The sequence below is a fragment of the Bacillus sp. RAR_M1_44 genome (genome assembly GCF_020165935.1).
Classification (GTDB): domain Bacteria; phylum Bacillota; class Bacilli; order Bacillales; family Bacillaceae; genus Bacillus; species Bacillus altitudinis.
The window spans coordinates 79507-105873 of the sequence record NZ_JAIUKX010000005.1 but is presented as its reverse complement, the minus strand read 5'-3'; the positions used below and the strand labels follow the sequence as shown (position 1 = coordinate 105873).

The 26367-nt window shown below is 40.7% G+C and carries 23 protein-coding genes and 1 pseudogene; 18 read left to right on the top strand and 6 right to left on the bottom strand.

Going from position 1 to position 26367, the window contains the following annotated elements; translation table 11 throughout:
* Positions 1 to 182 precede the first annotated feature (182 nt).
* The 3 genes from cysI to LCD34_RS19375 all read right to left on the bottom strand — a co-directional run bounded on the left by cysI (position 183) and on the right by LCD34_RS19375 (position 5386).
* Positions 183 to 1901: an assimilatory sulfite reductase (NADPH) hemoprotein subunit gene (gene cysI / locus LCD34_RS19385; RefSeq protein ID WP_224559881.1), complete on the bottom strand. Its 1719-nt coding sequence runs from the start codon at positions 1899 to 1901 to the stop codon at positions 183 to 185.
* Positions 1902 to 1934: 33 nt separating this feature from the next.
* The gene (locus LCD34_RS19380) at positions 1935 to 3746 is read right to left on the bottom strand and encodes an assimilatory sulfite reductase (NADPH) flavoprotein subunit (protein ID WP_224559880.1); all 1812 of its coding nucleotides are present in this window, start codon (positions 3744 to 3746) and stop codon (positions 1935 to 1937) included.
* Between the two features lie 212 nt (positions 3747 to 3958).
* Positions 3959 to 5386 (bottom strand): aldehyde dehydrogenase family protein, encoded by a 1428-nt coding sequence (locus LCD34_RS19375; protein WP_224559879.1) that lies wholly within the window; start codon positions 5384 to 5386, stop codon positions 3959 to 3961.
* A 212-nt stretch (positions 5387 to 5598) separates the two neighbouring features.
* Between LCD34_RS19375 and LCD34_RS19370 the strand changes: the two genes are divergently transcribed.
* Genes LCD34_RS19370 through LCD34_RS19360 form a run of 3 tightly spaced genes read left to right on the top strand, consistent with a single transcriptional unit; the run spans position 5599 to position 7231 of the window.
* Entirely contained in the window at positions 5599 to 6024 is a 426-nt protein-coding gene (locus LCD34_RS19370) for a DMT family transporter (protein WP_008343684.1), read from the top strand.
* A 13-nt stretch (positions 6025 to 6037) separates the two neighbouring features.
* The gene (locus LCD34_RS19365; RefSeq protein ID WP_035704488.1) at positions 6038 to 6724 is read left to right on the top strand and encodes a Crp/Fnr family transcriptional regulator; all 687 of its coding nucleotides are present in this window, start codon (positions 6038 to 6040) and stop codon (positions 6722 to 6724) included.
* A gap of 21 nt (positions 6725 to 6745) precedes the next feature.
* Complete coding sequence (locus tag LCD34_RS19360) at positions 6746 to 7231, top strand: DMT family transporter (protein ID WP_008343688.1); 486 nt, start codon at positions 6746 to 6748, stop codon at positions 7229 to 7231.
* 12 nt (positions 7232 to 7243) lie between these two features.
* Here LCD34_RS19360 and LCD34_RS19355 read toward each other — a convergent pair whose 3' ends face one another.
* On the bottom strand, positions 7244 to 8650 hold the full coding sequence (locus LCD34_RS19355; protein WP_224559878.1) for a phospholipase D-like domain-containing protein: 1407 nt from the start codon (positions 8648 to 8650) through the stop codon (positions 7244 to 7246).
* 160 nt (positions 8651 to 8810) lie between these two features.
* Between LCD34_RS19355 and LCD34_RS19350 the strand changes: the two genes are divergently transcribed.
* The 5 genes from LCD34_RS19350 to LCD34_RS19330 all read left to right on the top strand — a co-directional run bounded on the left by LCD34_RS19350 (position 8811) and on the right by LCD34_RS19330 (position 13406).
* Positions 8811 to 9587, top strand: a complete 777-nt coding sequence (locus LCD34_RS19350; protein WP_007499235.1) for a MurR/RpiR family transcriptional regulator — start codon at positions 8811 to 8813, stop codon at positions 9585 to 9587.
* Between the two features lie 130 nt (positions 9588 to 9717).
* Positions 9718 to 10632 (top strand): 1-phosphofructokinase, encoded by a 915-nt coding sequence (gene pfkB, locus LCD34_RS19345; protein ID WP_113747426.1) that lies wholly within the window; start codon positions 9718 to 9720, stop codon positions 10630 to 10632.
* A gap of 12 nt (positions 10633 to 10644) precedes the next feature.
* Positions 10645 to 12060, top strand: coding sequence for a PTS fructose transporter subunit IIC (locus LCD34_RS19340; RefSeq protein ID WP_113747425.1), 1416 nt, complete (start codon positions 10645 to 10647; stop codon positions 12058 to 12060).
* A 15-nt stretch (positions 12061 to 12075) separates the two neighbouring features.
* The gene (locus tag LCD34_RS19335) at positions 12076 to 12534 is read left to right on the top strand and encodes a PTS sugar transporter subunit IIA (RefSeq protein WP_224559877.1); all 459 of its coding nucleotides are present in this window, start codon (positions 12076 to 12078) and stop codon (positions 12532 to 12534) included.
* Between the two features lie 2 nt (positions 12535 to 12536).
* Positions 12537 to 13406, top strand: coding sequence for a ketose-bisphosphate aldolase (locus LCD34_RS19330; protein WP_017359533.1), 870 nt, complete (start codon positions 12537 to 12539; stop codon positions 13404 to 13406).
* Here LCD34_RS19330 and LCD34_RS19325 read toward each other — a convergent pair.
* Positions 13400 to 14972 (bottom strand): annotated as a pseudogene (locus tag LCD34_RS19325) (MDR family MFS transporter). The gene LCD34_RS19330 and the pseudogene LCD34_RS19325 overlap by 7 nt on opposite strands.
* A gap of 119 nt (positions 14973 to 15091) precedes the next feature.
* On the opposite strand from LCD34_RS19325, the gene LCD34_RS19320 reads away from it, so the two are divergent.
* On the top strand, positions 15092 to 15562 hold the full coding sequence (locus tag LCD34_RS19320; RefSeq protein WP_144741006.1) for a MarR family winged helix-turn-helix transcriptional regulator: 471 nt from the start codon (positions 15092 to 15094) through the stop codon (positions 15560 to 15562).
* 133 nt (positions 15563 to 15695) lie between these two features.
* Entirely contained in the window at positions 15696 to 16169 is a 474-nt protein-coding gene (locus LCD34_RS19315; protein ID WP_008343714.1) for a GNAT family N-acetyltransferase, read from the top strand.
* Between the two features lie 284 nt (positions 16170 to 16453).
* Here LCD34_RS19315 and LCD34_RS19310 read toward each other — a convergent pair whose 3' ends face one another.
* A complete protein-coding gene (locus LCD34_RS19310) occupies positions 16454 to 17830 on the bottom strand; it encodes a PLP-dependent aminotransferase family protein (protein WP_065460468.1) in 1377 nt (458 codons plus the stop codon).
* A gap of 108 nt (positions 17831 to 17938) precedes the next feature.
* On the opposite strand from LCD34_RS19310, the gene LCD34_RS19305 reads away from it, so the two are divergent.
* From LCD34_RS19305 to LCD34_RS19270, 8 genes are all read left to right on the top strand, one after another.
* Positions 17939 to 18382 carry a GNAT family N-acetyltransferase gene (locus tag LCD34_RS19305; RefSeq protein ID WP_224559876.1) on the top strand — a complete coding sequence of 148 codons (444 nt, stop codon included), beginning with the start codon at positions 17939 to 17941 and terminating at the stop codon, positions 18380 to 18382.
* Positions 18383 to 18581: 199 nt separating this feature from the next.
* Entirely contained in the window at positions 18582 to 19022 is a 441-nt protein-coding gene (locus tag LCD34_RS19300) for a rhs-associated protein (protein ID WP_224559875.1), read from the top strand.
* Between the two features lie 265 nt (positions 19023 to 19287).
* Positions 19288 to 21360 carry a BglG family transcription antiterminator gene (locus LCD34_RS19295; protein WP_224559894.1) on the top strand — a complete coding sequence of 691 codons (2073 nt, stop codon included), beginning with the start codon at positions 19288 to 19290 and terminating at the stop codon, positions 21358 to 21360.
* 15 nt (positions 21361 to 21375) lie between these two features.
* The gene (locus LCD34_RS19290; protein WP_017359544.1) at positions 21376 to 21642 is read left to right on the top strand and encodes a PTS sugar transporter subunit IIB; all 267 of its coding nucleotides are present in this window, start codon (positions 21376 to 21378) and stop codon (positions 21640 to 21642) included.
* A gap of 26 nt (positions 21643 to 21668) precedes the next feature.
* Complete coding sequence (locus LCD34_RS19285; RefSeq protein WP_224559874.1) at positions 21669 to 22931, top strand: PTS ascorbate transporter subunit IIC; 1263 nt, start codon at positions 21669 to 21671, stop codon at positions 22929 to 22931.
* A 17-nt stretch (positions 22932 to 22948) separates the two neighbouring features.
* Positions 22949 to 23641 carry a D-allulose 6-phosphate 3-epimerase gene (alsE, locus tag LCD34_RS19280; protein WP_008343724.1) on the top strand — a complete coding sequence of 231 codons (693 nt, stop codon included), beginning with the start codon at positions 22949 to 22951 and terminating at the stop codon, positions 23639 to 23641.
* A 183-nt stretch (positions 23642 to 23824) separates the two neighbouring features.
* Positions 23825 to 24865 (top strand): LacI family DNA-binding transcriptional regulator, encoded by a 1041-nt coding sequence (locus tag LCD34_RS19275; protein WP_025207434.1) that lies wholly within the window; start codon positions 23825 to 23827, stop codon positions 24863 to 24865.
* 217 nt (positions 24866 to 25082) lie between these two features.
* A complete protein-coding gene (locus LCD34_RS19270; protein WP_224559873.1) occupies positions 25083 to 26339 on the top strand; it encodes an ABC transporter substrate-binding protein in 1257 nt (418 codons plus the stop codon).
* Positions 26340 to 26367: the final 28 nt, after the last annotated feature.

Sequence of the window (26367 nt, the reverse complement as noted above, 5' to 3'; positions counted from 1 at the left end):
CTCGCATTCGGTGTCAGTCCTGCGCTTCGGTGCTCACGAATGTCAAATTCGCTCCGCGCCGATGCTCGTCCTTCCTAGACTGCAAAGATTTTCTATCACGCTGAAAAGAAGACAAAGGGCTAAAATAAAGTTCATTTTAGCCCTTTGTCAGCAATCTGAGACAGGATAATTCCTGTCTCTTTTTATTGCACATGAAAATTCGTTCCATCTGTTGTCTCTTTCACAATCCCTGCACGAATGACATAATCGCCGAAATGTTCATTTTCTTCTCGTTCTTTTGCGTAGCGGGGGAGAATAGAGCCAAGTTCTTTTAGAATGTCTTCCTCACCCACATTTTCACGGTATAATTTACTTAATCTGCTGCCATCAAATGCGGCACCAAGATACATATTATACTTACCAGGTGATTTTCCGATAAATCCAATTTCTCCAAGCGCATGACGAGCACAACCATTTGGACAACCAGTCATTCGAATGGTGATTTCTTTATCACTTAATCCATTTTCTTCCACAATGTCTTCGATTTTATCAATCAATCGTGGAAGGTAGCGCTCTGCTTCAGCCATCGCTAAACCGCAAGTTGGCAAAGAGACACAAGCCATTGAGCTGCGGCGCAGGGCAGAATGCTGCTGGCCGTCTGATAAACCAAACTTCTGAATGAGCTGTTCGATTTGTTTCTTTTTATGAGTTGTCACATTCCCAATGATTAAATTCTGATTGGGGGTTAGACGGAAGTCACCCGTATGCACCTTGGCAATTTCACGGATGCCTGTCATCAGCGGATAATCATCATAATCTGTGATGCGTCCGCCTTCTACAAACATCGTATAATGCCATCTGCCATTAATGCCTTTTACCCAGCCATAACGGTCACCGTTATGATCAAAGTGATAATCTTTTGCCTCTAAAAGAGTAAACCCAAGACGGCGCTCAAGTTCTTCTTTTACATTCTCAAGACCAAGGCGGTCCACCGTATATTTAAAGCGGGCATTTTTTCGCACGGAACGGTTTCCGTAGTCACGTTGAATGGTGATGACTTGTTTGGCAATTTCTACGACTTGTTCAGGTGTACAAAAGCCTATGACCTTTGCAAGCTGCGGATAAGTCGCTGTATCACCATGCGTCATACCCATTCCGCCGCCAATTGCGACATTAAAGCCGACCAGTTGATCGTTTTCGATAATGGCAATAAAGCCTAGATCCTGCGAAAAGACATCAATGTCATTAGCAGGAGGGACGGCCACGCCAATTTTGAATTTCCTTGGCAAATAAAGCGGACCATACATCGGTTCAACTTCCTTATCTGGCGTTGCCGCAACCTTTTCCTCATCAAGCCAAATTTCGTGATAAGCTCTTGTTTGCGGGAGCAGGTCATCACTTAATTTTTTCGCCAGCTCGTATACATCATGGTGCACTTCTGATTGATAGGGGTTTGAAGTACACATGACATTCCGGTTTACGTCGCCGCAAGCTGCGATCGTATCAAGCATAGTAGAATGAATGTCTTGAATGGTCTTTTTCATGTTCCATTTTAAAATACCGTGAAGCTGAAAGGTTTCACGAGTAGTCAGCTTTAACGTACCGTTTCCGTATTTGTGAGCAAGCTCATCCATCACAAGCCACTGCTTAGATGTGGCGATTCCGCCAGGCAGACGGACACGCAGCATAAATTGATAGGCAGGCTCAAGCTTTTGTTTTTGTCGTTCATTTCTCAGATCACGATCATCTTGTAAGTAGCTGCCGTGATGCTTCATCAGACGGTTGTCATCATCCGGAATTCCCGCTGAAATCGGATCAAGCATCACTTCTTTTAACGTACCCCGTAAATAATCACTTTTTTCTTTGATTTCCTCTACGTCGCTCGGAGGTCCATCCGGCGCTGTTAATGCTGTCTTCACCATGTAAGTAAAAGCTCCTTTCTTTCAAGCATCAAATCAATAAACGTCACGCTGATAGCGTTTTTGTTGCTGTAAGTTGGCAAGATAGCTTTCTGCTTTTTCTTTGCTCATCGCACCTTCTTCTTGAATGATGGATAGAAGGGTATTGTGGACATCATGCGCCATATGCTTTTCATCTCCGCAAATATACACGTAAGCACCTTGCTCAAGCCATTCAAATAATTCTTTGCTTTGTTTCTTCATTTGGTGCTGGACATATACTTTTTCCTCAGTATCTCTTGAAAAAGCCACGTCCATTTTCGTTAAGACGCCATCTTTTAACCACTTTTGCCATTCCGTTTGGTATAAGAAATCCGTCACAAAATGCTGATCACCGAAGAATAACCATGACTTTCCGTTTGCACCCATTTCCTCACGCTCCTGCATAAATGAACGGAAAGGGGCGATGCCTGTGCCTGGTCCTACCATAATGATCGGTGTATCTGGATCTTGAGGAAGCTTAAAGTTTTGGTTGTGCTGAATATAAACAGGTAACGTATCACCTGGCTGCAGGCGCTCTGCACATAAAATCGAACAGACACCTTGGCGTTCTCTGCCGTGCGCATCATATCTGACAGCCCCTATCGTCAAATGAACCTCTTCGTCATTTGCTTTGAGACTGCTTGCAATGGAATAAAGGCGTGCAGGGATTTTTCTTAAAATGGACGTGAATTCTGCGGCGGTTCCTTCAAAAGGACCGAAATCACGAGCCGCATCTACTAGGTCCCGGCCTGCGATATATTCTTTCAGTTTTTCTTCGTTTCCTTCTTCTAAAAGGGCATGCAAGGATTCACTGTTTGTCAGTGCAGCGATCTTTTGAAGAAGTGGTTTTGTTAAAACCGTGATCTCAAAATGCGAGGTGAGTGCTTCTTTTAAAGGAAGAGTGTCTCCGTTTTTATGAACGGTGACAGCTTCTTCTGCATTCCATCCGCATGTTTGAATCAGTTCATCGACAAGTGCAGGATCATTTGTCGGGTAAATGCCAAGGCTGTCACCTGGCTCATACACGAGGCCCGATCCTTCAAGAGAAAGCTCTAAGTGACGTGTTTCTTTATTAGATCCACGCCCATTTAAGTTGATATTTTCAAGAACTTCAGCATAAAAAGGATTCGTTCTTGAATATTCAGAAACGGCTTGATTGTTTGCTCCCGCTGATTCTTGCGGAAGTGATACAGCTTCACCTTCACTCAAAGAAGAGGCAACACCTTGAAGCCATTCTGAAAACGGCTCATCATAATCAAGGTCACAGTCCACCCGGTCAAACAGGCGTGTACCGCCAAGCTCTTCGAATCGTTCATCAAATTCTTTTCCTGTCTGACAGAAGAATTCGTATGAGCTGTCACCTAATGAAAGGACAGAAAAGCTTAAATGATCGAGCTTTGGCGCACGTCTGCCGTGAACATATTCATGGAACGAAAGGGCATTATCCGGCGGATCTCCTTCGCCATGTGTGCTGACAATGACCAGTAAATTGTTTATTTTTTTCAGATTATTCGGTTTAAAATCGGACATAGAAGAGAGCGTCACTTGAAAGCCTTTCTCTTCAAGATGCTGGGCTGTCTTTTTTGCTAACCCTTCGGAATTGCCTGTTTGCGACCCATAAAGCACGGTCACATCTTTGCTCACAGGCTGTACAGATGCTGCGGCAGAAGGCGCCGGAGCGACAACTTCTGAGCCGGCAAGGGTTGCCTGCGCTGATAAATAACCAGTAAGCCAAATTTTTTGCTGTTCTGTTAAAGTCGGAAGCAGCTGATTGAGTAACTCTGCCTGCTCCTGGCTAAACGGACTGTTCAATACATGAAGTTGCAACAATATCCACCTCACAAGGAATATAAACATAGATTAATTCGATAGGAATTATATATATAGGTTCAATTTGAACTTTACCGAAAGTTTGCCATTAAGTAAAATATATAATATTGATTGTCATGATTAAGATTTCTAATGACAAAACACGTATGAATAGGGGAGAGGGCGAAAAAAAAGAAAACGGATCACCGTTTTCCTTTTTTTCGCCTGACTTACGCCGTTGGAAGTCCCATCACAGCTTTCACTTCTAAATATTCTTCGATACCGAAGTCTCCCCATTCTCTTCCGATACCAGACTGCTTAAAACCGCCAAATGGGGCAAAGTAATCTGTTTCAGCATTGTTAATGGTGATTTGACCAGCACGAATATGTTCAGCGACATATTTTAATGTTTTTTCATCTTGACCAACAACATACCCGGCAAGACCATACACTGTATCGTTGGCGATCTCAAGGGCATGATCGAGGTCTTGATACGTGATCACACTCATGACTGGCCCAAAGATTTCTTCTTGCGCAATGGTCATATCATTTTTCACATTGGTGAAAATGGTATGCTTGGCGAAATATCCTTTATCGATTCCGTCTGGCTTTCCAGTTCCCCCAGCAAGAAGGGTAGCACCTTCTTCGATTCCTTTTTCAATATAAGATTGCACCGTATCCCACTGCTTTTTAGAAACAAGCGGGCCAGTAGCGTGATCTTCTCTTGGATCACCAACTGTAAACTTCGGCAGGGCGTTCAGCAGCGCTTTTTCAAACTTGTCTTTCATTGATTCTGGAATCAGCACACGTGTAGCTGCAGAACACACTTGACCTGTATTCATTGCAATATGATGAATGGCTGTTTCTGCTGCTTCGTCCACATCTGCATCGTCTAAGACGATAAGAGGGGATTTTCCGCCAAGCTCAAGTGCTACTTTCTTCACATTGTCCGCTGCGTTTTCCATAATTTTAGAGCCGACGGCACCTGATCCTGTAAATGAAACGAAGTCAATATCAGGGTGTGAGCTAATGCCGTCGCCAATCACGTCACCCGTTCCGTTTACTAAGTTGAAGACTCCTTTCGGTACACCTGCTTCATCAATAATTTCTGCAAGAATCATCGCAGCAAAAGGGGTAATTTCCGCTGGCTTTAAAACAACTGGTGAACCTGCCGCAATGGCACCCGCAATTTTAAGAGATGTCTGATTCGTCGGGAAGTTCCACGGTGTAATCAATCCGCTGACACCAATCGCCTCTTTTATAATCGTATGTCCACCGCGGTCTTCGGTAAATGTATAAGCTTTTAGTGCTTCCGCTGCTTTAGAAAAATGTTCATAACCCATTTTGTAATGAACTTCTTCGGACACTTTCAGCGGTGCACCAAGTTCTTGTGTCATCACTTCTACAAGTTCATCCTTGCGTTTTTCGTACCCGCGCACAATGTTTTCCAGCATTTCTACTCGTTCATTTCGAGATGTTTTTGAGAAAGAAGGGAAGGCGGCTCGGGCTGCTTTGACTGCCTTATCTAAATCTTCTTTCGTTCCTAAACTAATGGTGCCAATGACTTCCTCTGTCGCAGGGTTAATGACCTCCGTCGTTTCGTTTCCTGTTGATGCGACCCATTCTCCATTAATAAAGTGTTTCTCTTGATTTCTCATTCTGACATGTCTCCTTTTTATGTGTGATTCAATCCATTATTTTGTTTTCAGCTGATATAAAACTGTACCCACTGTGAAAAATCTAAAACAGAGAAACTGCATAAGAAAAAGTTTCTGATATAATACGCAAAGTGGGACATATGTCCTTTTCAACATGAGGGCATCTATCATTTAATGGAACTAGACTGAAAAAAGAAGGAGCTTTTGAACGAATGAAAGGTGTTATTTTCGCATTATTAGGAGGCGCTTGTATTACACTGCAAGGCGTAGCCAACGCCAGAATTAGTCAAGATATCGGGACGTGGCAGGCGGCAACGATCACGCAGCTGACAGGGTTTATCATCTCTCTCGTCATTTTACTCATCGTACGGGATGGCCACTTTAAGGAATACAAAAAAGTGCAGCCGCTTTATTTAATTGGAGGTGCATTTGCAGCCATTATTATCTTTAATGAGGTCACTGCCATTCAAATCATTGGTGTGACACTCACCATCGCTGCTTTACTTATCGCACAGCTTGCGTTTACCTTTGCCATCGATGCAAAAGGATGGTTTGGTGTTCAGAAGAAAAAAATGAAATGGCCCCATTATGCAGGCATCTTTTTAATGATTGCAGGCGTCATCATCTTAAAACTATAAAGGAGGGCATCAGATGGAGGAGCTGCATGATGAATCTCTTTTTTCCTCTTATATGAAGACGCATCAGTTACAGAATGTCTTTCATCAAAAACTCATCTCACATGTGAGCTTGTGGCGCTATCAGCAAGGTGAGCTGATTTGTTCAAAAGGGGATAAAAGGGAGTATATGTACTTGCTGGTGAAAGGAAAATTAAAGATTTTCACCACCACAAAGGAAGGAAAAACATTTATTCTTTGCTTTAAAAACCCACTTGAAGCGATTGGAGATATTGAATACGTTCAGCAGACAGATATGGTCAATACAGTTGAAGCCGTTACAGAAGTACATATGCTCAGGATTTCTCATCAAGCCCTCATGCGGCATGCAAAGGACGATCCACGAGTTTTAACCTTTTTGCTCAAGGGCATCACAAACAAATTTTATACAAAATCAAATGATTTAAGCTTCCACCTTTTATACCCTGTAGAGGTCAGGCTTGCAAGCTATTTATTGTCTGTTTTAACAGGTGATGATGACGCGCACGCACGGCCGCTTCGCCTCACGGATGCAGCGAGCTTAATTGGAACAAGCTACCGCCATATTAATCGGGTCATTCAGCAGTTCCAAGAAAAAGGGCTGATTGAAAGGCGAAGAGGAAAGATTACGATTTGTGATCAAAAAGGGCTTTTAGAAATAGCAGAACACAACATTTATGAATAGAAGAAACGAAGGGACTTATATATGATCATAGGAATAATATTAGCTGTCACTGCTGGGGCACTTGTCAGCTTACAAACCATTTTTAATAGTAAAGTTAATGAGCATACAGGCTCTTGGTCAACAACGACGCTAGTTCTAGGAATGGGCTTTATCGCTTCACTTTTGATGGGTCTTTTGTTAGAAGGAACCGGCATGTTTCAATTAAGGCATATGGAAGCCTGGTACTGGATAAGCGGAGCCATCGGGGTAGGCGTTGTCATCTGTCTTGTTCAGAGCATCAAACGTCTCGGTCCCACTTATGGAATCTCGATTGTTCTCACCTCTCAGCTAGGTTGTGCGCTTCTATTTGATTCGCTTGGCTGGCTGGGGTTAGAAAAAGTAACATTTTCTTTTACAAAATTATTAGGTGTACTTGTCATTGTGGCTGGAATCCTCGTATTTAAGTTAACCAAGCTTGAACCAGTAGAAGAGAAGCAGTCAACAGAAAAAGGGCTGCCACAAAAGTAGCTACCCTTTTATTTAAATCAACCGCCGCCATAAAACCGTTATGGTAGATAAACCAGTTAAAAGGAGCCTTTTCATGAAAGGCTTTTTTTTCTGTCCATAGTCGCTTGCTTTATATTCTGTTCGATCTTTCGCTACGAGAACACTATAAGCGATTTTTCGTTCGATTGCTTCCGTAAGAGATAACGCAAATGGTGCACTATCAATCACCAAAATCGATTCAGTATTTAAAAAGCTGGATCTTGCATCTAGATTATATGTTCCAATAATACTTAAGTTATCATCAATGACCATTGATTTGGCGTGAATTGAATACGGACCTTGATATTCATACAAATGAACACCCGTTTTCATGAGTTCCTTTTTCGTGCTTAAATATCCTGCAAATGCTAAAGGGTTTGGTGTCGCTGTAAGAGAATTCGTCACGATCGTCGTTTGAATATCATTTGGTAATGGCGTGAGTCCGTCTTTCATTGGCCGTGTCGGTATGACATAAGGCGTCTGGATCAGAACCGAACGCTTTGACCGCTCTGCGAGATCGTTTAACTTTTTCAAGACGAGCGGACGTTTATTTAAGCGTTCCACTGGATTTGTGAAAAATGCAATCTGCTTTGCACGAATGGCGTCTTTTGCCCAATCATATGTGGACGTGACAAAGGGTTCTTTTGTACGAATGGCTTCCTGATAAGATCGAAGTAGCTGTTTTCTTAGCTTTTTTCCTTTTTTCGCTTTTGCTTTGGAAAATACATCTTTCGTTCTTTTCGTAAAATCATGATTCCACAAATAAACGAAATACTGCTCCATTTCATCTAATACTTTTCCTTTTTTGGCGTTGTACAGCAGCACATCTCGGTCATATGCAAAGTCTTTCGGCGGCTGATCTGCAAAGTATTTATCACCAATATTTCTGCCGCCCATGACAGCGACCCTGCCATCTGCCAAAAGAAGCTTATCGTGAAGGCGGTTATGCCACGTCCATGGCTTGAACAAACGAAAAGGCTCATAAAAACGAATGGCCATATTCGGGTGATTCGCCACAGCATAACGCAAATGCTTCAGCGGTCCACGCAGGCTATGGCAAATGCCATCTAACAACAGCTGAACTTTTACTCCTCGATCAGCTGCTTCAATTAAAGCACCAAGCACCCATTCGGCGGTTTTTCCTTTTTGAATGGAATAATAACTCAAACGAATGTTCTTTTTAGCCTCTCGAATCATTTGAACTCTCACTTGACCCGATTCAAACCCGTCATCAAGCAGCATGACTTGATTTATGCCTTGGTCGTCTCCTGAGATGGAAGAAGCTTTATAGATGCAATGTTCTTTACATGTTTTTTGAAACGGTAAATAAAACAAGACAAATGCGGTCAAAAATACATACACCACATATAAAAAGATCAGAAAAAACAAGAATTGAAGCACAGTGATCAACTCCTTTCACACAAACCGTTCTTTTTCTTAGCTTATGTTAAAAACAAAATTTCACTCATCCAGCTTCCTAATAAAAAATACAGGATAAAAGAATCATCTTGTTTTCATAGGGCATTTAATTATAGTATGAAATGAGTAAGGGGGAATCGCATTGAATGAACCATTATTTAATATACCAAGTGATGTGTATCAAACGTTAAGTGAAACAGAACGTTATTTACTGCATTATATTCACCAGCATTTAGAGGATATCTCCACCTTATCCATCGTCACATTAAGTGAAAGAGCCAACGTGTCGACGGCGACCATTGTCAGACTGATGAAAAAAATCGGATACAACGGCTATACATCCTTTAAATATCGATTGAAACAAGAAAAGAAAATGACAGATGATAGTGATCAACTAAAAAATATTGACGAAGACATCAAACTAGCCATTCGAAAAAATGAAGAAGAGGTCTTAAAGACGATTCAACTGCAAAGTATTGGGCAAATTGAGGATGCAGTTCAAAAGATCCATGATGCGGACAAAATTTATATTTTTGGCAGAGGCTTTTCAGAGATGATCGCCAAAGAGATGACCATCAAATTGCAGCTCATCGGAAAAACATGTGAAGTTCATGACGACCCGAATATCATTCGGCTCAAATCGCGTGACATTGATAAAAACGAACTTGCCATCTTTGTTTCATTAAATGGAGAAACGTCTGAACTAGTGGAAGCCTGCCAAAACCTCAGTATGAAGCAGGTCACGACCATTACGGTCACAACGAGAATTGATTCTACATTAAGTAAAATATCAGATATGACACTCGTCGGATATAAAGGGGAACAATCATTCTTCCCAGATTATGAAGTCAGGTCTCGCCTGTCGCTTCATGTCATTGCCCGCATTTTACTAGACGCCTATGTGATTCGGATGAAATAAACACTCAAAAAGCCTTCCACACTTTATGATGGGAGGCTTTTTACCGTGAAAACCTTTACACAATCTGAAAACATTTTCACTGAATCGTATGAGATACTTTCTTTAGAGAAAAGAAAGAAGGTGAAACCAATTGATTTATACCTGCACCTTAAATCCTGCTATTGACCTATATATTGCATTAAAAGAAATGCGGGCAGATACAGTCAACCGCACGGAAGATGAGGATTATCAGCCAAATGGAAAAGGTGTTAATGTCTCCATTATGCTAAAGAAATATGGCTTCACCAGCACTGCATTAGGATTTATTGCTGGGTTTTCAGGTTCATATATTGAACAATCGTTAAAAGATCTTTCCATTCAAACCGATTTTATCCCAGTGGATGGGATTACACGCATTAATGTATTTATTAACACAACAGAAGAATACAAGCTTGTGAATCAAGGACCTGCTATTGAGGCAAAAGCGCTTGATGCCTTTCGCGAAAAAATCTCGACCATTCCAAAAGGCAGCATCTTCATTATGTCAGGCAGTTTGCCTAAAGGCGTCCCTGCTAGCATTTTCTCAGAGATAGCCGCTATTTGTCATCAAAACAACGTGAAATTTATATTAGACACAAGCTCTAAAGCGGTTTTAGAGACTCTTCAGTACAAACCATATTTACTAAAACCAAATGAAGAAGAGATGGCCGCATTTTTTGGAAAAACCTACCGTTTATCAGAAACAGAACTCGTTGAAGCAGGGCGAAAGCTGATCGAGATGGGTGCAGAGCAAGTACTCATTTCCAGAGGAGGAGAAGGTGCACTATTCCTTACAAACGAAGCCGTATTAAAAGGAAATGCACCAATAGGAACGGTCGTAAATACGGCTTGTTCTGGTGATGCCATGCTCGCTGCATTCCTAAGTAAACAGCTGGAAGGACAACCTCATGAAGTATGCTTACGCTACGGCATTGCAACAGGGGCATCTACCGCCTTTTCAAAAGGGTTAAGTGATTTACATGACATTGATTCATTAATTGAGCAAATACACATTCAGAACATATAAGGGGGAGTTCACATGAGCCGCAAGAAAATTGTCGCTGCCACTGGCTGTCCAACAGGCATTGCGCACACATTTATGGCAGCTGAGGCATTAAAAATCGCAGCTGAGCAATTAGGGGTCGACATCAAAGTTGAAACGCATGGTCAAGTAGGAATTGAAAACGCTTTAACGGATCAAGACATTTTGGAGGCCGATGGGGTCATTGTCGCTGCTGACAAAGATGTGAATACAGATCGTTTTCACGGCAAACCACTCATTGAAGTGCCTGTAGCAAAGGGTATTCGCACACCAAACGAACTGATTCAAGGCATTATCAATGGAGAAGCCCCCGTTCATCAAGTGAAAGGAAGAGCTTCTGGAACAGAAAAAACATCTGCGCCTTCATCAGCTCAACAAAAGTCAGCGAATAAGTGGATACACACCATCTATAAGCATTTAATGAACGGTGTATCACACATGCTTCCATTTGTTGTTGGGGGCGGTGTCTTAATCGCTTTATCTTTTCTATTCGGTATTTACTCAGCTGATCCACAGCATGAAACGTATCATCCGTTTGCTGCCTACTTGAAAAACATTGGCGGACTCGGCTTTAGCTTAATGGTGCCTATTTTAGCAGCATTTATCGCTGATTCAATCGCCAAACGCCCAGGGATGGTTGTCGGATTTATCGGTGGCTTGCTTGCAAACGATGGAGGCGCTGGATTCTTAGGTGGTATTATCGCAGGTTTTGCAGCAGGGTATATCATCGTACTTCTTCAATTCCTGCTTCAAAAATTACCAGCATCACTTGACGGATTAAAATCAATTTTCATCTATCCTGTCATTGGTATTTTCTTAATCGGGGCTGTCATGACCCCGCTATTAGTTCCAATTACAGCGCTAAATCATTCATTAATGGATTTTCTCTCATCAGTTCAATCCACCAATCCATTGCTTTTAGGTTTAATTGTTGGAGCCATGTGTGGATTTGATATGGGAGGACCTTTTAACAAAGCAGCCTATGTCACAGGAACGGCTTTACTCGCAGAAGGTAACCTTTACTTCATGGCAGGGGTGTCAGCAGCATGTATCACACCGCCGCTTATCATTGCGATTGCCACAACGATTTTCCGAAAACATTTCACACCACAGGAACGAAATGCTGGGATGATCAACTATATTCTCGGAGCGACTCATATTACCGAAGGAGCCATTCCATTTGCAGCCAAAAACCCAGTCGTTGTCCTGCCAATTATCATGTTTGGTTCCGCCATCTCTGCTATATTGACGTATCTCTTTGGCGTACAGGTTCCTGCTCCGCACGGTGGATTCCTTGTCCTTCCAGTCGTCACAGGCGCATTTCAGTGGGTGCTTTCCATACTCATCGGCTCACTTGTAGGTGCGATTCTATACGGACTTTACCGCAAGAAAATAGACAAACCCGCAGTTTAATAGGGAGGAAGAGAAATGATGGAACATATTTATATGAATCTACATGAAACAGCTTCTTCACAGGCTGGCGTTTTCGCAGCCATAGCTGACATTGCCTCTGAAGCAGGGATTTGTACATCTCCTGAGGCAGTCAAAAAAGGACTAGCTGAAAGAGAAGCTCTGAGTACAACCGGCTTTCAAGATGGATTTGCCATTCCGCATACACAGTCAGACGCCATTCAAGTACCGGCACTCGTCATCGTCCGTACAGAAACCGGAATCGAATGGGACGCTTTTGATGGAAAGCCTTGCTTTTTCTTCTTATCCTTACTCATTCCAAAAAGTGAAGCAGGAACTACTCACTTACAAGCACTTTCTGCTCTTTCACGCGGATTAATGGATGAAACGAGACGGCAAAAACTGCTCGAAACAAGAACAAATGAAGAAATGCTCGCTGTATTAAAAACAGATATTTTGACGAGAGAGGATGTTTGACCATGCCTTTACTTTCTACAACACCTATGCTTGAAGCAGCAAAAAAAGAAAAATACGGAATTGTCGCATTCAATGTACATTCCTTTGATAGTATTTACTGGGTACTCGAAACGGCAGCTGAATTAAAATCACCTGTCATTTTGCAAACAACGGTTGGCACGGTCCAATCGCTTGGCGCAAAAGCCATTGCAGATACAGTAAAGGCGGCAGCTGATCAATACCAAATACCAATCGGCCTTCATCTCGATCATTGCACTGATTTTGATGTAATTCTTACTTGTATACGAGCAGGATATACATCCGTGATGATCGATGCTTCCATGCATTCATATGAAGAAAATGTACGCCGCACAAAAGAAGTGGTGGACCTTGCCTTAAAAGTAGGAGTGAATGTGGAAGCCGAGTTAGGCAAGGTAGGCGGGGTAGAAGATGATATTGTCGTGGATGAAAAAGATGCTGAAAAAGCCATTCCATCTGAATGCCGTCAATTTGTAGAAGAAACTAGTGTACCTACTTTAGCACCTGCGATCGGCACGGCCCACGGCATCTATAAAGGGGTGCCGGATATCGACTTTGACCGCATTGAACAAATTGCAGCGCTTGTCGATGTGCCGCTTGTCCTTCATGGTGGTTCAGCTGTACCAGATGAGGATGTCAAAAGATGTGTCGCACTCGGTATGGCAAAGGTCAATGTGTCCACTGAATTGAAAAATGCATACTCTGAAGCGATTCGTGATCATTTCTCAAACGAACCTGAAAGCTTAGATCCGCGTATGTATTTACAAAAAGCAAAACAAGCAGCCAAAGACATGGTCACATCTAAAATAAAGATCGTTGGCAGTGAAGGAAAAGCCCAACTTTTATATCAATAAGATGAAAAAAAGCAGAGCCGCATCGCTCTGCTTTTTTTCACATTATTCGCTTTCTTTCATTTCATTTGATGTACGTACTCGTGCATTTCCCATAAATATGACCGTAATCGCCGCAAGTGCAATCGGGAATAAAGCAATCATAAATACATACGTAATACTTTGTGACATCGCATCAATCACTTTATTTAAAATATCAGGCGGAATTTGTGAGCGTGCCCCCTCTTGAAAAATGGCTTGTGGATCACCAACTGGAGAAGAAGCTCCTTTCATTCCGCTAAAAGCATCTGCTAAACGATTTGTCAGGACATTGGTTTGAATCGTTCCAAAAATCGTCACGCCTAAAGTCATCCCAAGTGATCTCATGAACGAATTGGTAGAATTAGCACTGCCGCGGTAGCGCGGAGAGAGATCATTCATTGAAGCAGATGGCAGAAGGGAGAAGCTAAACCCAACGCCAAAACCTGAAATCATCATAAAGAGCGTAAGCCACAATCTTGCTGTATCAGGCGACATATTGGCAAGCAGCAGCATCCCAGCAAAAAATGAAATCACAGAGATGGTCATTAATCGTCTAAAAGGTACTTTCGTCTGCATCGTTCCACCAATCATACTGCCAATCACGGAACCAATCATCATCGGTGTTAAAATGAACCCGGCACTTGTTGCAGATTCACCGTACACCGCCTGGACGAAGATAGGAATAAAGACAGCTAGAATAATAAACGTCCCGCCATATAAAAACGCCAAAATTTGAGATGTCGCAAACAAACGATTTTTAAACATCCAAAATGAAATAATCGGTTCTTCTGCCTTCCGTTCAACAATGAAGAAGATGGTGCCAAAGACAACAAACACAGCAAATAGTGTCAAGATTTGAACAGAATCCCATGCATACGATTTACCGCCAAGCTCAAGGGCGAACATTAAACTGACAACCGCAACGACAAGTGTAATGGCACCTGACCAGTCAATTTTCTGCTTGCGATGCTCAAGCGATTCTTGATAAAATTTGGCGATTAAGAATACACTGACGATACCAATTGGTACGTTAATATAAAACACCCAATGCCAGCCGATCGAATCCGTAATAATTGCTCCTAACAGCGGTCCTAATACACTGGATAGACCAAAAACTGCACCAAACATACCGGACATTTTCCCGCGTTTTTCTGGCGGGAAGATATCAAAGATAATCGTGAAAGCGATCGGAAGAAGAGCACCGCCTCCAAGTCCTTGAATCGCACGGTAAATAATGAGCTGATCCATTGTTTGTGCGATGCCACACAGCGCAGATCCAATTAAAAAGAAAATAAGTCCAAACAGAAAAAAACGCTTTCGACCATACATATCTGAAAGCTTTCCATAAATCGGCATACCGGCCATCACTGCCACCATATAAGAAGCAGTCACCCAAGCAAATTTATCAAAACTGCCCAAATCGGCGACGATGCTTCCCATTGCTGTTGCGACAATGGTGTTGTCCATCGCTGCCATAAAAATCCCTAACAGCAACCCGACGACAACAAAGCGAGTGGATGCCTTGCCTTTATGATCCACGTTATTCATTTCATTTACCTCCTGCTTACGTTCTCTTCACTTTTTTGCTATGATCAAGTTAATTATAAAGTAAGAGAACATTTATCTTGATGATCAAGATAAATTGATTTTAAAGGGAGGAGAACAAGTTGTCAACAAAGAACGAGGCAGAAGATCGAGCGGACCAGATCATTCATACGATGAGACGCCTTGCTACACGAACAGTCCTATTTCACCAAGCAGCCGCTCAATCGCTCGGCCTTTTCCCAACAGATCTCAAATCAGCAGATTTGTTAAACGAACTTGGACCACTCACAGCGGGGGAATTAAGTGAAAAAACCGGTCTTAGCTCAGGTGCGGTCACCGCTCTCATTGACCGGTTAGAAAAAGCAGGCTACGTCAAAAGGGAGAAGGACCCAAAAGACAAGCGAAGAGTCATCATTGTTCCATTAACGGCTGGGAAATCACAGGTGAAACAACTCTTTCTATCTTTATCGGCATCCACCAAAAAACTCACAAATGAATACAAGCCAGAAGAATTGGATTTAATCATTCAATTTATTTCAGAAGCAGCTGAAATCATGGATCAAGAGCTGCAATTGCTTAAGTCTAAATCGTAAGAAAGGACACTGTGAGGTCTTTAGACGAAGCGGTAATATCTTTTATGAGAGAATGTGTTATGAGGGTGCAAGAAGTTCTCATTGAGAATAACAATATAGGATGCTTATCCAAACAAGGGGAGGTATACAGAAAGTGGAGATTATAAAGTTTAAGGAAACTGATACAAAAGAGATTATTTCATTGTTTTATGAAACAGTTCATTCCGTAAATTCAAAAGATTATTCCCAAGTACAATTGGATGCTTGGGCACCAAGAGATGAAAAAGAATCTAAAATGAATTCTTGGAAGGAATCATTGGAACAAAATATAACATTTGTTGCTAAAGTGAATGATAAAGTTGTTGGTTTTAGCGATTTAACGCATAACGGGTACTTAGATAGACTATTCGTTCATAAAGATTATCAAGGACAAGGTATAGCCACAGCTTTAGTTGATATGCTCGAATCTGAGGCAAAGAAACTAAAGCTTTTAGAAATTGATACCGAAGCAAGTATCACAGCTAAGCCATTTTTTGAACATCTAGGTTACAAAATTGTTTGTTCACAAACTGTGGAAAAAAAGGGGGTTAAGTTGGCTAATTTTAAAATGCTAAAAAAAATAAAATAATCATTTTTTTGTTATGCTAACAGGTGCGTTAGTTTAAGAAGAAAGGGTATAACATATTAGTGATATAAAATATGTTATACCCTTTTATTTATTTAACTTTTTTCAATAGTAGAAAAGATATAATACATTGCAGAGGTGATTCAATGAATGAGAGCTCTAGTTATTTAAAGAAGTTAGAAGATTTTTTAGGTGGGACATTTCATCAGGATATTGATTCACCAGAGGAAGCGTTAGATGAGTTTATCCATCTAAGTTACAAAAAAACCTCCAATGAACCACCAATCTTATTCCCATGCTTCTTTTAATAAACAAATACCTCTTTCGATTTGTTCAAGAGAAAGGTTTGCGAAACCGAGCAGTATGTGCGGTTGTACAGGTGGATTTTCGATAAATAAATGACTTGTTGGATAAACTTTAACATGCTGTTGAAGAGCTTTTTCAAGTAATTCTTTTTCGGAATAGGGAGTGTGTATACGTAACATGATATATAACCCTGCATTGTCACCAATGATCTCAATTTGTTTTCCAAATAAATGTTGAACTTGTTGTACCAATAAGTTCATTTTCCTTTTATAAGTATTACGCATACGCTTAATATGCTTTGTCCATTCCCCACTTTTCATAAATTCAGTCATGGTCAGTTGGTGCAATAACGAAGCATTATGTTCGAAATGTTCAAATTTACTCATATAGATATTGATTAATGAATCAGGTAACACCATATATGCTAATCGTATAGCTGGTAGAAATGCTTTTGAAAACGTACCAAAATAAATGACATGTGCAGCATCTAAAGAGGCTAAAGCAGGAAATGGTTTTTGTCCATATCGAAATTCTCCATCGTAATCGTCCTCTAATAAGAAACCGTTATTTGATCGTACCCATTGAATCAATTCAATTCTCTGTTGAATCGATAGTGCAGTACCAGTAGGATATTGATGTGAAGGTGTTATGTACAATAATTTCCCGCTTTTATTTACGAGTGAGTCCAATAATACACCTTGTTTTGATGCAGGAATACTTTCAATCTCAAATCCATGTAAATGACAGACCTCACGTACACCGCTATAACCAGGGTTTTCAACAATCATACTAGAAAAACGTTCTTTTAATAGAAATCCCAAATACAACAGTAGTTGCTGTGTATTACTTCCAACGATAATATTTTTGAGGTTAATGATCATACCTCTCGCTTGAAATAAATAATCAGCCAGTTCTTGTTTAAACCCCGGTTCTCCAAAAGGATCTCCGTATTGAAAGCTAATGGATTGCTGCAGCACTTTGTTGGAGATTTGCCGCCAAACTTTTAAAGGGAATTGTTCCTCATCAACAGTACTTGCTTTGAAATCAATGAAATCGATCAATTGTATTGGTTCATTTCTAGGTACTTCTGGAATAGAGGTTTGAAGAAATATCGGTTCAAATTCATTGACACTATAGCTTTTACGCTCATTGGCTTGAATATATCCTTCAGCTAATAATTGATCATATGCTTGTAGTGTAGTGTGGCGACTAACACCTAGGTCATTGGCTAGTGAACGAATGGAAGGAAGATTTTCTCCTGTTTTTAACTTTCCCTCCTCGATTAATTTTTTAAATTGCTCATAAATTTGTTTATATTTTGGTTGATTGGCACTGAAAGGGAAAATATAATGTTTCATTTCTTCATTCCTCCCTTCTGACATTTAATAAAGTATAAATCTGTACATTTTTACATGTCAGAATATCAATTATTATACTACTAATTGATATGAAAAGGGGATAGAAGAGTGGATATAGTAAGAGCTAATGAAAATGATTTAAAACAAGTTTCGGTTCTATTTGATCAATATCGCCAATTTTATAAACAGACTTCTAATATAGAAGGTGCTTATCATTTTCTAGTGGAACGATACCGTAAACAAGAGTCTATTTTGTTTGTTGCAAAGCAAGGTGAACAATATGTAGGATTTGTACAACTGTATCCCACATTTTCATCTGTTGCGATGAAAGATGCGTTCATTTTAAATGATTTGTTTGTTATAAACGATTTTCGTGAAAAGGGGGTAGGTAAGCAATTGATGAAAAAAGCATTTTCATTTGCAAACGATAAAGGAGCCCGATTTATCTGTTTAGAAACAGCGACTTCTAATATAAAAGCACAACAATTGTATGAAAAAATGGGGATGACAAGCGATTCTTCAACTCAGCACTATATTTATTATTGGGATTGAACACAGAAGAATGAATTTTTGGTATGGCAGAAAATTTAATATAACTCGGTCAAAAAAAGATGAATATGCTTTGTCAGAGACGGATCAGCAAGCTACAATGGCATTGTACACTGAATTGATTGCAACAAAATGACAAAACAGCGATTCCTATGGATTTTGACAAGAAAGACTTAAAAAAACACAAAGGGGGGTAATTTTATTGAATTCTTATGATGAAGATCTAATAAAGGATTTGGAATTAAAAGACCTTCTTAAATATGTCAAAGTACATAAAAATCCAAAAATTTATTTAGACTTAATAGAACAAAAATTTGATTTTGCTGGTTCAAAAATAGATTGGTTACAAACCAATAAACATTATAGTAAGAGCTCAAATCATGAATTGTTACTTTCTGATGCTCTTCTCTTTATAACTGAATTAAAAGAAAAATATTTAGATAATAACTTACAAGTAATTTACATAGGGGATAACCTTACAGAGTTTGGGTACCAGTTTGAATTAAACCATCTAGAAGAGTTACTAGTCTATTTTTTAGATATCCCACAGCACCACTACTTTATATCATTAGAAGGTGATTGGAGTATTTGTATTTCATTTGAAAACGATTTGGATTTCGGATTTAGTTTAAACAAAAAATAAGTTTAAGCGTCACATATAGGAAAAATAAAAAACCTTGACTGGCTTTATACCATTCTAGGTTTTTTGCGTTTATTCGTCCTCAAACACGTAAAAGAAGACAAAGAGCTCTTTGTATACAAGTCTGAAAGCACACTCAATCAGTGTGTTTTTCTTATGAAAAGAGCACACAATCGCTGCAAAGCACGTGCTGAAGACATTTGGGCTTCTTTGATGCAGGTGAGTTGATTAGACTTATAACCAAAGGGAAAGAAAGGAGGAATTCCAACTGTACTTAACCAAAAGGGGTACTACTTTGCTATCTATGCTGCTTCATACTACATCTTATTTATCAATAGAAGATTTACAGAATCGAATGAATGTCTCGACTCGAACCGTTTATGCTGAAATCAAACGAATGAACAGCTGGCTGGAAACTCATCAGCTTAGTGGTGTGCAGCGAAAAGGCCAACTTGGCTATTATTTAAATCCTCATGAAAAAGAAGTCATTATTCAAAAAGCTGACACCATGCTTATTGGTCAAGATTATGAACCATGTGTAAAGGAACGAAGGGCCATCTTGCTTTTATCCATTGCATGTAGCGAGCATTGCCTAAGAATTGATGATTTTATGAAGATAACAAAGGTGAGCCGAAATACATTGCTCGAGGATATGAAACAGCTAAAAGAAGCACTTTCAAAACAGCAGCTTACACTTCACTATCAGGCGGCTAGCGGCTATTTAATTTCAGGAGAAGAAAGAACAATTCGATTGGCGCTGAAGCCTTATATTCATTTCATTCGCACCATGATAAAAAATGAAAAAACGTTTCCATCGGTTTGGTTAAAGGGTCCTATTTCATATAAGAGAATACATGCTCTCCTTCAACAGTCCGAACAAGATCTGAAGCTTGAGTTTGCAGATGACATGCTGGATCAGCTGTCTATGGATCTCTTTTTCTACTTTAAACGGATGAAGCTAGGACGTGCTGTACACATTTCAACAGAAGAAAAACGAACATTGCAGGAAACAGATGAATGCTTGGCTGCTATTCGTTTCATGGCGCAAATTCAAAAAGAAACCAGTCTTTTGGTTCATGATGATGAAATCTATTTTCTTAGTACGCTATGGCTCAGTGCCAAAAAACAAAAACTTCCAACAAGTCAAAAACCAGAAGAACATCTCATTCGAACCATTGCGAGACAAATGACCATTGACTTTCAGCGTTATGCGTGTATTTCCTTCCAGGAAGTAGAAGTCTTGGAACAAAACTTAACCATGCATTTAATTCCGGCCTATTATAGGCTCATCTATCACATTGATATCATCAATGAATTAACAGATTCCATTAAACATGCACAGCCAGAGGTGTTTGACATCACGCAAAAGGTTGCTTGCCATTTAGAGAAGGCGACCTGTTCAAAGATGAGCGATCATGAAATTGCCTATGTGGCGATGCATTTTGGCGGCTGGATGAGAAGAGAAGGGATTTCATCGATTGCGAAACGTTCTGTTTACATTGTCTGCGGAGAAGGAATTGGCACAAGTCACATGCTGAAAACGCAGCTTCTTGAATTAATCGGCTACATCGACATACGCGGACTGTTATCAAAACGTTCATATGAAGAATTAACATCCATTGATGCCGACTTTGTTGTGTCAACGACACCTATTTCGTTTAAAGGAAAACCTGTTCATCTCGTTCACCCTATTCTCACTGCTTATGAGAAAAAAACATTGCTTCAATATGGAGAAGGCTCAGAACCTAAGCTTGATGAGCACCATGTGAATGCTTTATTCAATATCATTCAGCAGCATACCATCGTTCAAAATGAAAAAGCATTGCTTCATGACCTGAAGGAGCTGCTTCATCCCACATATGTATCACACCAGAAAGGGTGGAAACCAGTGTTAAACGATTTATTAACAGAAGAAACCATTCAGCTCCAGCAAACAGCAGACACATGGCAGGAGGCCATTACAAAAGCAGCACAGCCTTTGCTTGATCAACAAGCGATTCAGGAAAGTTATGTGAAAGCGATGATCCAGTCTGTTCATCAAAATGGCCCTTATATTGTGATTGCGCCACAAGTGGCGATTCCGCATGCCAGACCAGAGGATGGCGTGAACAAATTAAGCATGTCACTTATGTCATGTCATCAGCCCGTTTCCTTTTCAAAGGATGGAAAAAAGCAAGTTCGTCTCATCATTGTATTAGCTGCCATTGACAGTATGACCCACCTGAAAGCACTCAAACAGCTGACGATGCTGTTAAGTGAAGAAAAACGGGTGAGACAATTGATTGAAGCAGAGGAATTAGCAGCCATTCAACAACTAATCAATCGATTTTCACAAGTATAAAGGAGGAAAAAGAGGATGAAAAAAATTCTAGTTGTATGCGGAAACGGTTTAGGAAGCAGTTTTATTGTTGAAATGAATGTCAAAAAAGCATTAGAAGAATTAGGACTTTTAGCGGAAGTGGATCACACCGATCTCAGTACAAGCAAAAATGAACAAGCAGACCTCTATATTGGCGCAACAGATATTATCGATCAGCTGGATGACGGCACAAGAAAGGTCGCTGGATTAAATAACTTGTTAGACCAGGAAGCCATTAAAGACGTCCTTCGTAAACACATATAATCGACAGAAAAAGGGGGATTCACATCATGATAGAACTGATCATGAACGATATATTGGGCACACCCGCAATTCTCATCGGTTTGTTTGCACTAGCTGGTTTACTTTTGCAGAAAAAGTCAGCTGCCGATACTGTATCAGGCACCTTAAAAACAACAATGGGTTTTTTAATATTAGGAGCGGGCGCCACAGTCGTATCTGATTCACTTGGGGTTTTCAGGAAGATGTTTGAAGCAGCCTTTCACATTCAAGGGGTTGTCCCAAATACAGATGCCATGGCGGCCATTGCCCAAAAGGAATTCGGTACACAGACAGCGCTCATTATGATTTTTGGTATGTTGGTCAATTTGCTTTTGGCAAAATTCACACCCTTTAAATACGTCTTTTTAACTGGTCATCATACGCTATATATGGCGGCTATGCTTGCAGTCGTTCTGTCAACAGCCGGCATGCAAGGAACGCTGCTGATCACCACTGGTTCAATCGTATTAGGTGCAGCGATGGTCATTGCTCCCGCAATCCTTCAGCCGTTTACAAAGAAAGTCACTGGAAATGATGATCTGGCGCTCGGTCATTTCAGTACGTTCGGCTATTTTACAGCGGGAATGATCGGCAAATGGGTCGGGCGCCCAGAGAAATCAACGGAAACCATTCAAGTGCCTAAATCACTCGGTTTTCTAAGAGATACATCGGTGGCCATCTCCATTACGATGGCTTTGCTTTTCTTTGCGATTGCACCGTTTGCGGGAATTTCATTCATAGAAAACATTAGTGGTGGTACGAACTTTGCTGTCTTCATTCTCATTCAGGCCATTACCTTTGCTGCTGGGGTGTACATTATTTTAGCAGGTGTACGGATGGCAATCGGGGAAATTGTACCTGCTTTCAAAGGGATTGCCGATCGTTTCGTCAAAGGGGCAAAGCCGGCACTTGATGCGCCAACTGTTTTCCCATTTGCTCCAAATGCAGTGATCATCGGTTTTTTATGCAGTTTTGCTGGAGGCATCGTGTCTATTTTCCTTCTTCCTTTGTTTGGTTTAACTGTCATTGTTCCTGGACTTGTGCCGCACTTTTTCTGCGGTGCGACAGCGGGCGTATATGGCAATGCAACGGGGGGAGTGAGAGGTGCAGTCGCCGGTTCCTTTGTGAATGGAATACTCCTTTCATTTTTACCAGCTTGTTTACTTCCTGTGTTAGGCACTCTTGGCTTTGAAGGGACAACATTCGGCGATACAGACTTCGGTATCATTGGAATCTTGATTGGATTGATCAAATTTTTATTTCATCTATAAAAAGGAGGCATTAGGGGATGACAGCCATTTTCTCACCTTCATTAATGTGTATGGATTTAACGCACTTCCGTGAACAAATTCAGCTTCTGAACACAAGGGCAGACCGTTATCATGTCGACGTCATGGATGGTCATTACGTAAAGAATATGACCTTATCACCCTTTTTCATTGAACAACTTCGGAAACTGACAGATGTTCCGATTGATGTTCATCTAATGGCCGAACAGCCTCAGGAATTTTTAATTGATGCATGTATTGATGCAGGCGCAACGATGATTTGTTTACATCCAGAAGTGGTGCAAAAAGACGTTTTTCGAATCATTCGGCATATCCACGAAAGAAAGTGTGAGGTCGGCTTTGTTCTCAATCCCGCCACACCAGTTGCAGCATTAGATGCTTTTATTCATTTAATAGACCGGGTGACGATCATGACAATTGATCCAGGGTTTGCGGGTCAGCCTTTTATCAAAGAAATGCTTCCGAAAATGAAAGAGGTGAAAGAAATCAAAGAGAAGGGGGGATACTCATTTTCAATTGAGGTAGACGGCTCTTGTAATGAAAGCACGTTCCGGTTGCTTGCTGAGGCAGGAAATGAAATTTACATCATTGGCACTTCAGGTTTATTTGGCCTTCACGAAGAATTAGATAAAGCATGGGAAATAATGAAGCAATTGTTCGCAAAAGAAACAGCCACAATGAAATCACCTTAGTAAAAAGGAGGATGAAGCCCATCCTCTTTTTTACGCAATTTTACTAAACAAACTATCTCCTTATCAAAACATACTCAAAAACTTCATAAAAGCACAAATTTATAATTGAAAGCGCTTTATTTATGTGTTATTCTTCAAATATCTTTAGTAAACATTTAGTCAAAAATGATGAGGAGTTTACCTATGACTACACTCAAAGATATTGCTCATGATGCAAAAGTATCCGTCTCTACTGTATCCCGTGTGTTAAATGGCGACCAAACGCTTGCCGTTTCACACGCAACAAGACAAAACATCCTCGACATAGCCAAGAAATTAAACTATACCCCAGTCAGAGCAAGAAAAGCCGATCAAGCAGAAGTTAAAAGCCCACCCGCATCCCCAGTCATCGGTGTCGTTGTCGCCCAATCCATTGACGAAGAATTAAATGATCCTTTTTTTTCATCGATTCGAAAAGGAATTGAAAAAGAATATGCCAAACAAGGTCTGTCTACTCTCCATACCTTTCGCCTAAGAAACATGGACAAAGGGGCGATACTAAAGGATATTGACGGTTTGATTGTCATTGGACGAATCAGCCCTGATACGGTTGAAAAGATGACAAACCGAATGGAACATATCGTGTTTATCAATCATTATGCGGATGAAGATTTGTATGATTGTGTACATGTGGATTTTGTCAGAGCGGCAGATCGTGCCATTCGTCATCTGCAATCTCTCGGCTATACACATCTAGGCTATATTGGCGGGAAAGAGAGGGAGCATTATTTCGAAGGAAATGCTGTGATTGAGGACGAAAGACAAACAACGTTTATCAAAAGAATGCAAGAAGCGGGAACTCTTCATATGAATGACATCCACATAGGCGAATATTCGATGCAAGAAGGCTACTCACTTATGCAAAAAGCCATTCAAAAAGGAAAGCTTCCAGAAGCCTTTTTTATCGGAAGTGATTCTATGGCAATAGGCGCTATGCGTGCGCTACATGAAGCCGGTCTTCGTGTACCTCAAGATGTCTCAATCGTGGGGTTTAATGATATCGAAGCCGCTTCCTTTTCAAGCCCGCCGCTCACAACGGTTAAAGTATATACAGAACAAATGGGGGAAGTGGGTCTAAAGCTTTTGCTTGAGCGGATAGAAGGAAGAAAGCTTCCCCTAAAAGTCGTCGTGCCAACAAAGCTCATGCAAAGAGGCAGCACATGCCCAATCCATGAAAGGGGGTGAACGAGCATTTCAGCAAACAAAAAAGAGACAAAAAAGCAGGAAGGGAGCTGCTGAGCATGATGGCCAGATCATGCTGAAAACAACGCAGTTCACCCAATTGCTCTCTTATCTCTTTGAAAAGAATAGAATTCCAGTATAATGGACTTCTTTTGTTTCCGCAACCGCATGAATTCTACCAATAATCGTCTGAATTTTCAGTAATCAAAAGGAGGAAACGATGAGTAAAAAAATTCTGATGCTGTGTGTAGCTCTAGCTTTGTCGATGATCTTGTCTGCTTGCGGCAATAACGGTGCGTCTGAAGCAAACGGGAAAGTGACCTTGACTCTATTCTCCACAATGAGTAACAGCGGGGAGAGAAAGGCATTTGAAGAAGTGATCCGTGATTTTGAAAAAGAACATCAAAACATCCGAATTGATGCCAACTTCCCTGGCAACAGCTATGAAGATATGATACGCGTCAAAATGGGCGCAAACGATATGCCAGACCTATTTGATACACACGGCTGGGCCAAGCTGCGATATAGCGAATACGTGGCTGATCTAAAGGAGATGGACTGGGTAAAACAACTCGATCCTTCACTCGATCAAATTTTAAAAGACAAAGACGGCAAAGTCTATGCCTATCCGCTGAATCAAGCAAAAGACGGACTTAGTTTTAATGCCAATCTATTAAAAGAATATGGCATAAAAGTTCCTAAAACACTGAATGAACTGAAAAGTGCTTTACAAACTGTCAAAGAAAAAAGTAAAGGGGAAGTTGTGCCGCTCTGGATCCCAGGAGGCGATAATTCAAATATTGCCCAAGTCTTTGATGAGCTGGCAACGCCTTTACTCATTACTGATAAAAAACATCAATACGGAAAAGACCTTGAAAATGGATCATTTGATTGGTCTCACTATACACCGCTTGCACAGTTTATGAAGGAGCTGAAAGATCAAGACCTTTTAAACAAAGATGTACTCACTGCGAAACTATCCCAAGCACCTGAGCTGATGGCACAAAACAAAATCGCTTTCACCTTTGTGGGAGGATCTTTAGGACCTGAGGCGACTGAACTCAATCAATCGATCAAAGTAGGCACCATGCCCGTACCAGCTATTCATGAAGGAGATGAGCAAAGCTGGATTGGCGGGGAACGCTTTACTGTTGCGGCATGGAAAGACTCAAAGCATCTAAAAGAAGCAAAACAATTCATTGACTTTCTAGCAAAGCCTGAAAACGCAAAAAAAATCGCAGAGGGCACTTCCTCTGAAACGGCTTTAAAAGAAGTCAAAGCCAAAAACTATTATTCTACATTTTACGAGCAATATGAAGATATTAAGATTGAACCATATTTTGATCGGAAATACTTACCGAGCGGCATGTGGGCTGTCATGGCAACGACCGGCCAAGAATTATTAGCAGGCTCCATCACACCGGAACAACTATCGAAGAAAATGGAAGAGGAATATAAGCGTCTGAAAAAACAATAGCAGGCTCATGCTGAAACAGGAGTGAAGC

Bases quoted from the DNA above. Each gene is read 5' to 3' on its own strand.
- LCD34_RS19330 (WP_017359533.1), top strand. From the start codon at position 12,537: ATGCCTTTACTTTCTACAACACCTATGCTTGAAGCAGCAAAAAAAGAA.
- LCD34_RS19370 (WP_008343684.1), top strand. From the start codon at position 5,599: ATGAAAGGTGTTATTTTCGCATTATTAGGAGGCGCTTGTATTACACTG.
- alsE (WP_008343724.1), top strand. From the start codon at position 22,949: ATGACAGCCATTTTCTCACCTTCATTAATGTGTATGGATTTAACGCAC.
- LCD34_RS19365 (WP_035704488.1), top strand. From the start codon at position 6,038: ATGGAGGAGCTGCATGATGAATCTCTTTTTTCCTCTTATATGAAGACG.
- LCD34_RS19340 (WP_113747425.1), top strand. From the start codon at position 10,645: ATGAGCCGCAAGAAAATTGTCGCTGCCACTGGCTGTCCAACAGGCATT.
- LCD34_RS19285 (WP_224559874.1), top strand. From the start codon at position 21,669: ATGATAGAACTGATCATGAACGATATATTGGGCACACCCGCAATTCTC.
- cysI (WP_224559881.1), bottom strand. From the start codon at position 1,901: ATGGTGAAGACAGCATTAACAGCGCCGGATGGACCTCCGAGCGACGTA.
- LCD34_RS19310 (WP_065460468.1), bottom strand. From the start codon at position 17,830: ATGAAACATTATATTTTCCCTTTCAGTGCCAATCAACCAAAATATAAA.
- LCD34_RS19275 (WP_025207434.1), top strand. From the start codon at position 23,825: ATGACTACACTCAAAGATATTGCTCATGATGCAAAAGTATCCGTCTCT.
- LCD34_RS19360 (WP_008343688.1), top strand. From the start codon at position 6,746: ATGATCATAGGAATAATATTAGCTGTCACTGCTGGGGCACTTGTCAGC.
- LCD34_RS19335 (WP_224559877.1), top strand. From the start codon at position 12,076: ATGATGGAACATATTTATATGAATCTACATGAAACAGCTTCTTCACAG.
- LCD34_RS19270 (WP_224559873.1), top strand. From the start codon at position 25,083: ATGAGTAAAAAAATTCTGATGCTGTGTGTAGCTCTAGCTTTGTCGATG.
- LCD34_RS19290 (WP_017359544.1), top strand. From the start codon at position 21,376: ATGAAAAAAATTCTAGTTGTATGCGGAAACGGTTTAGGAAGCAGTTTT.
- LCD34_RS19375 (WP_224559879.1), bottom strand. From the start codon at position 5,386: ATGAGAAATCAAGAGAAACACTTTATTAATGGAGAATGGGTCGCATCA.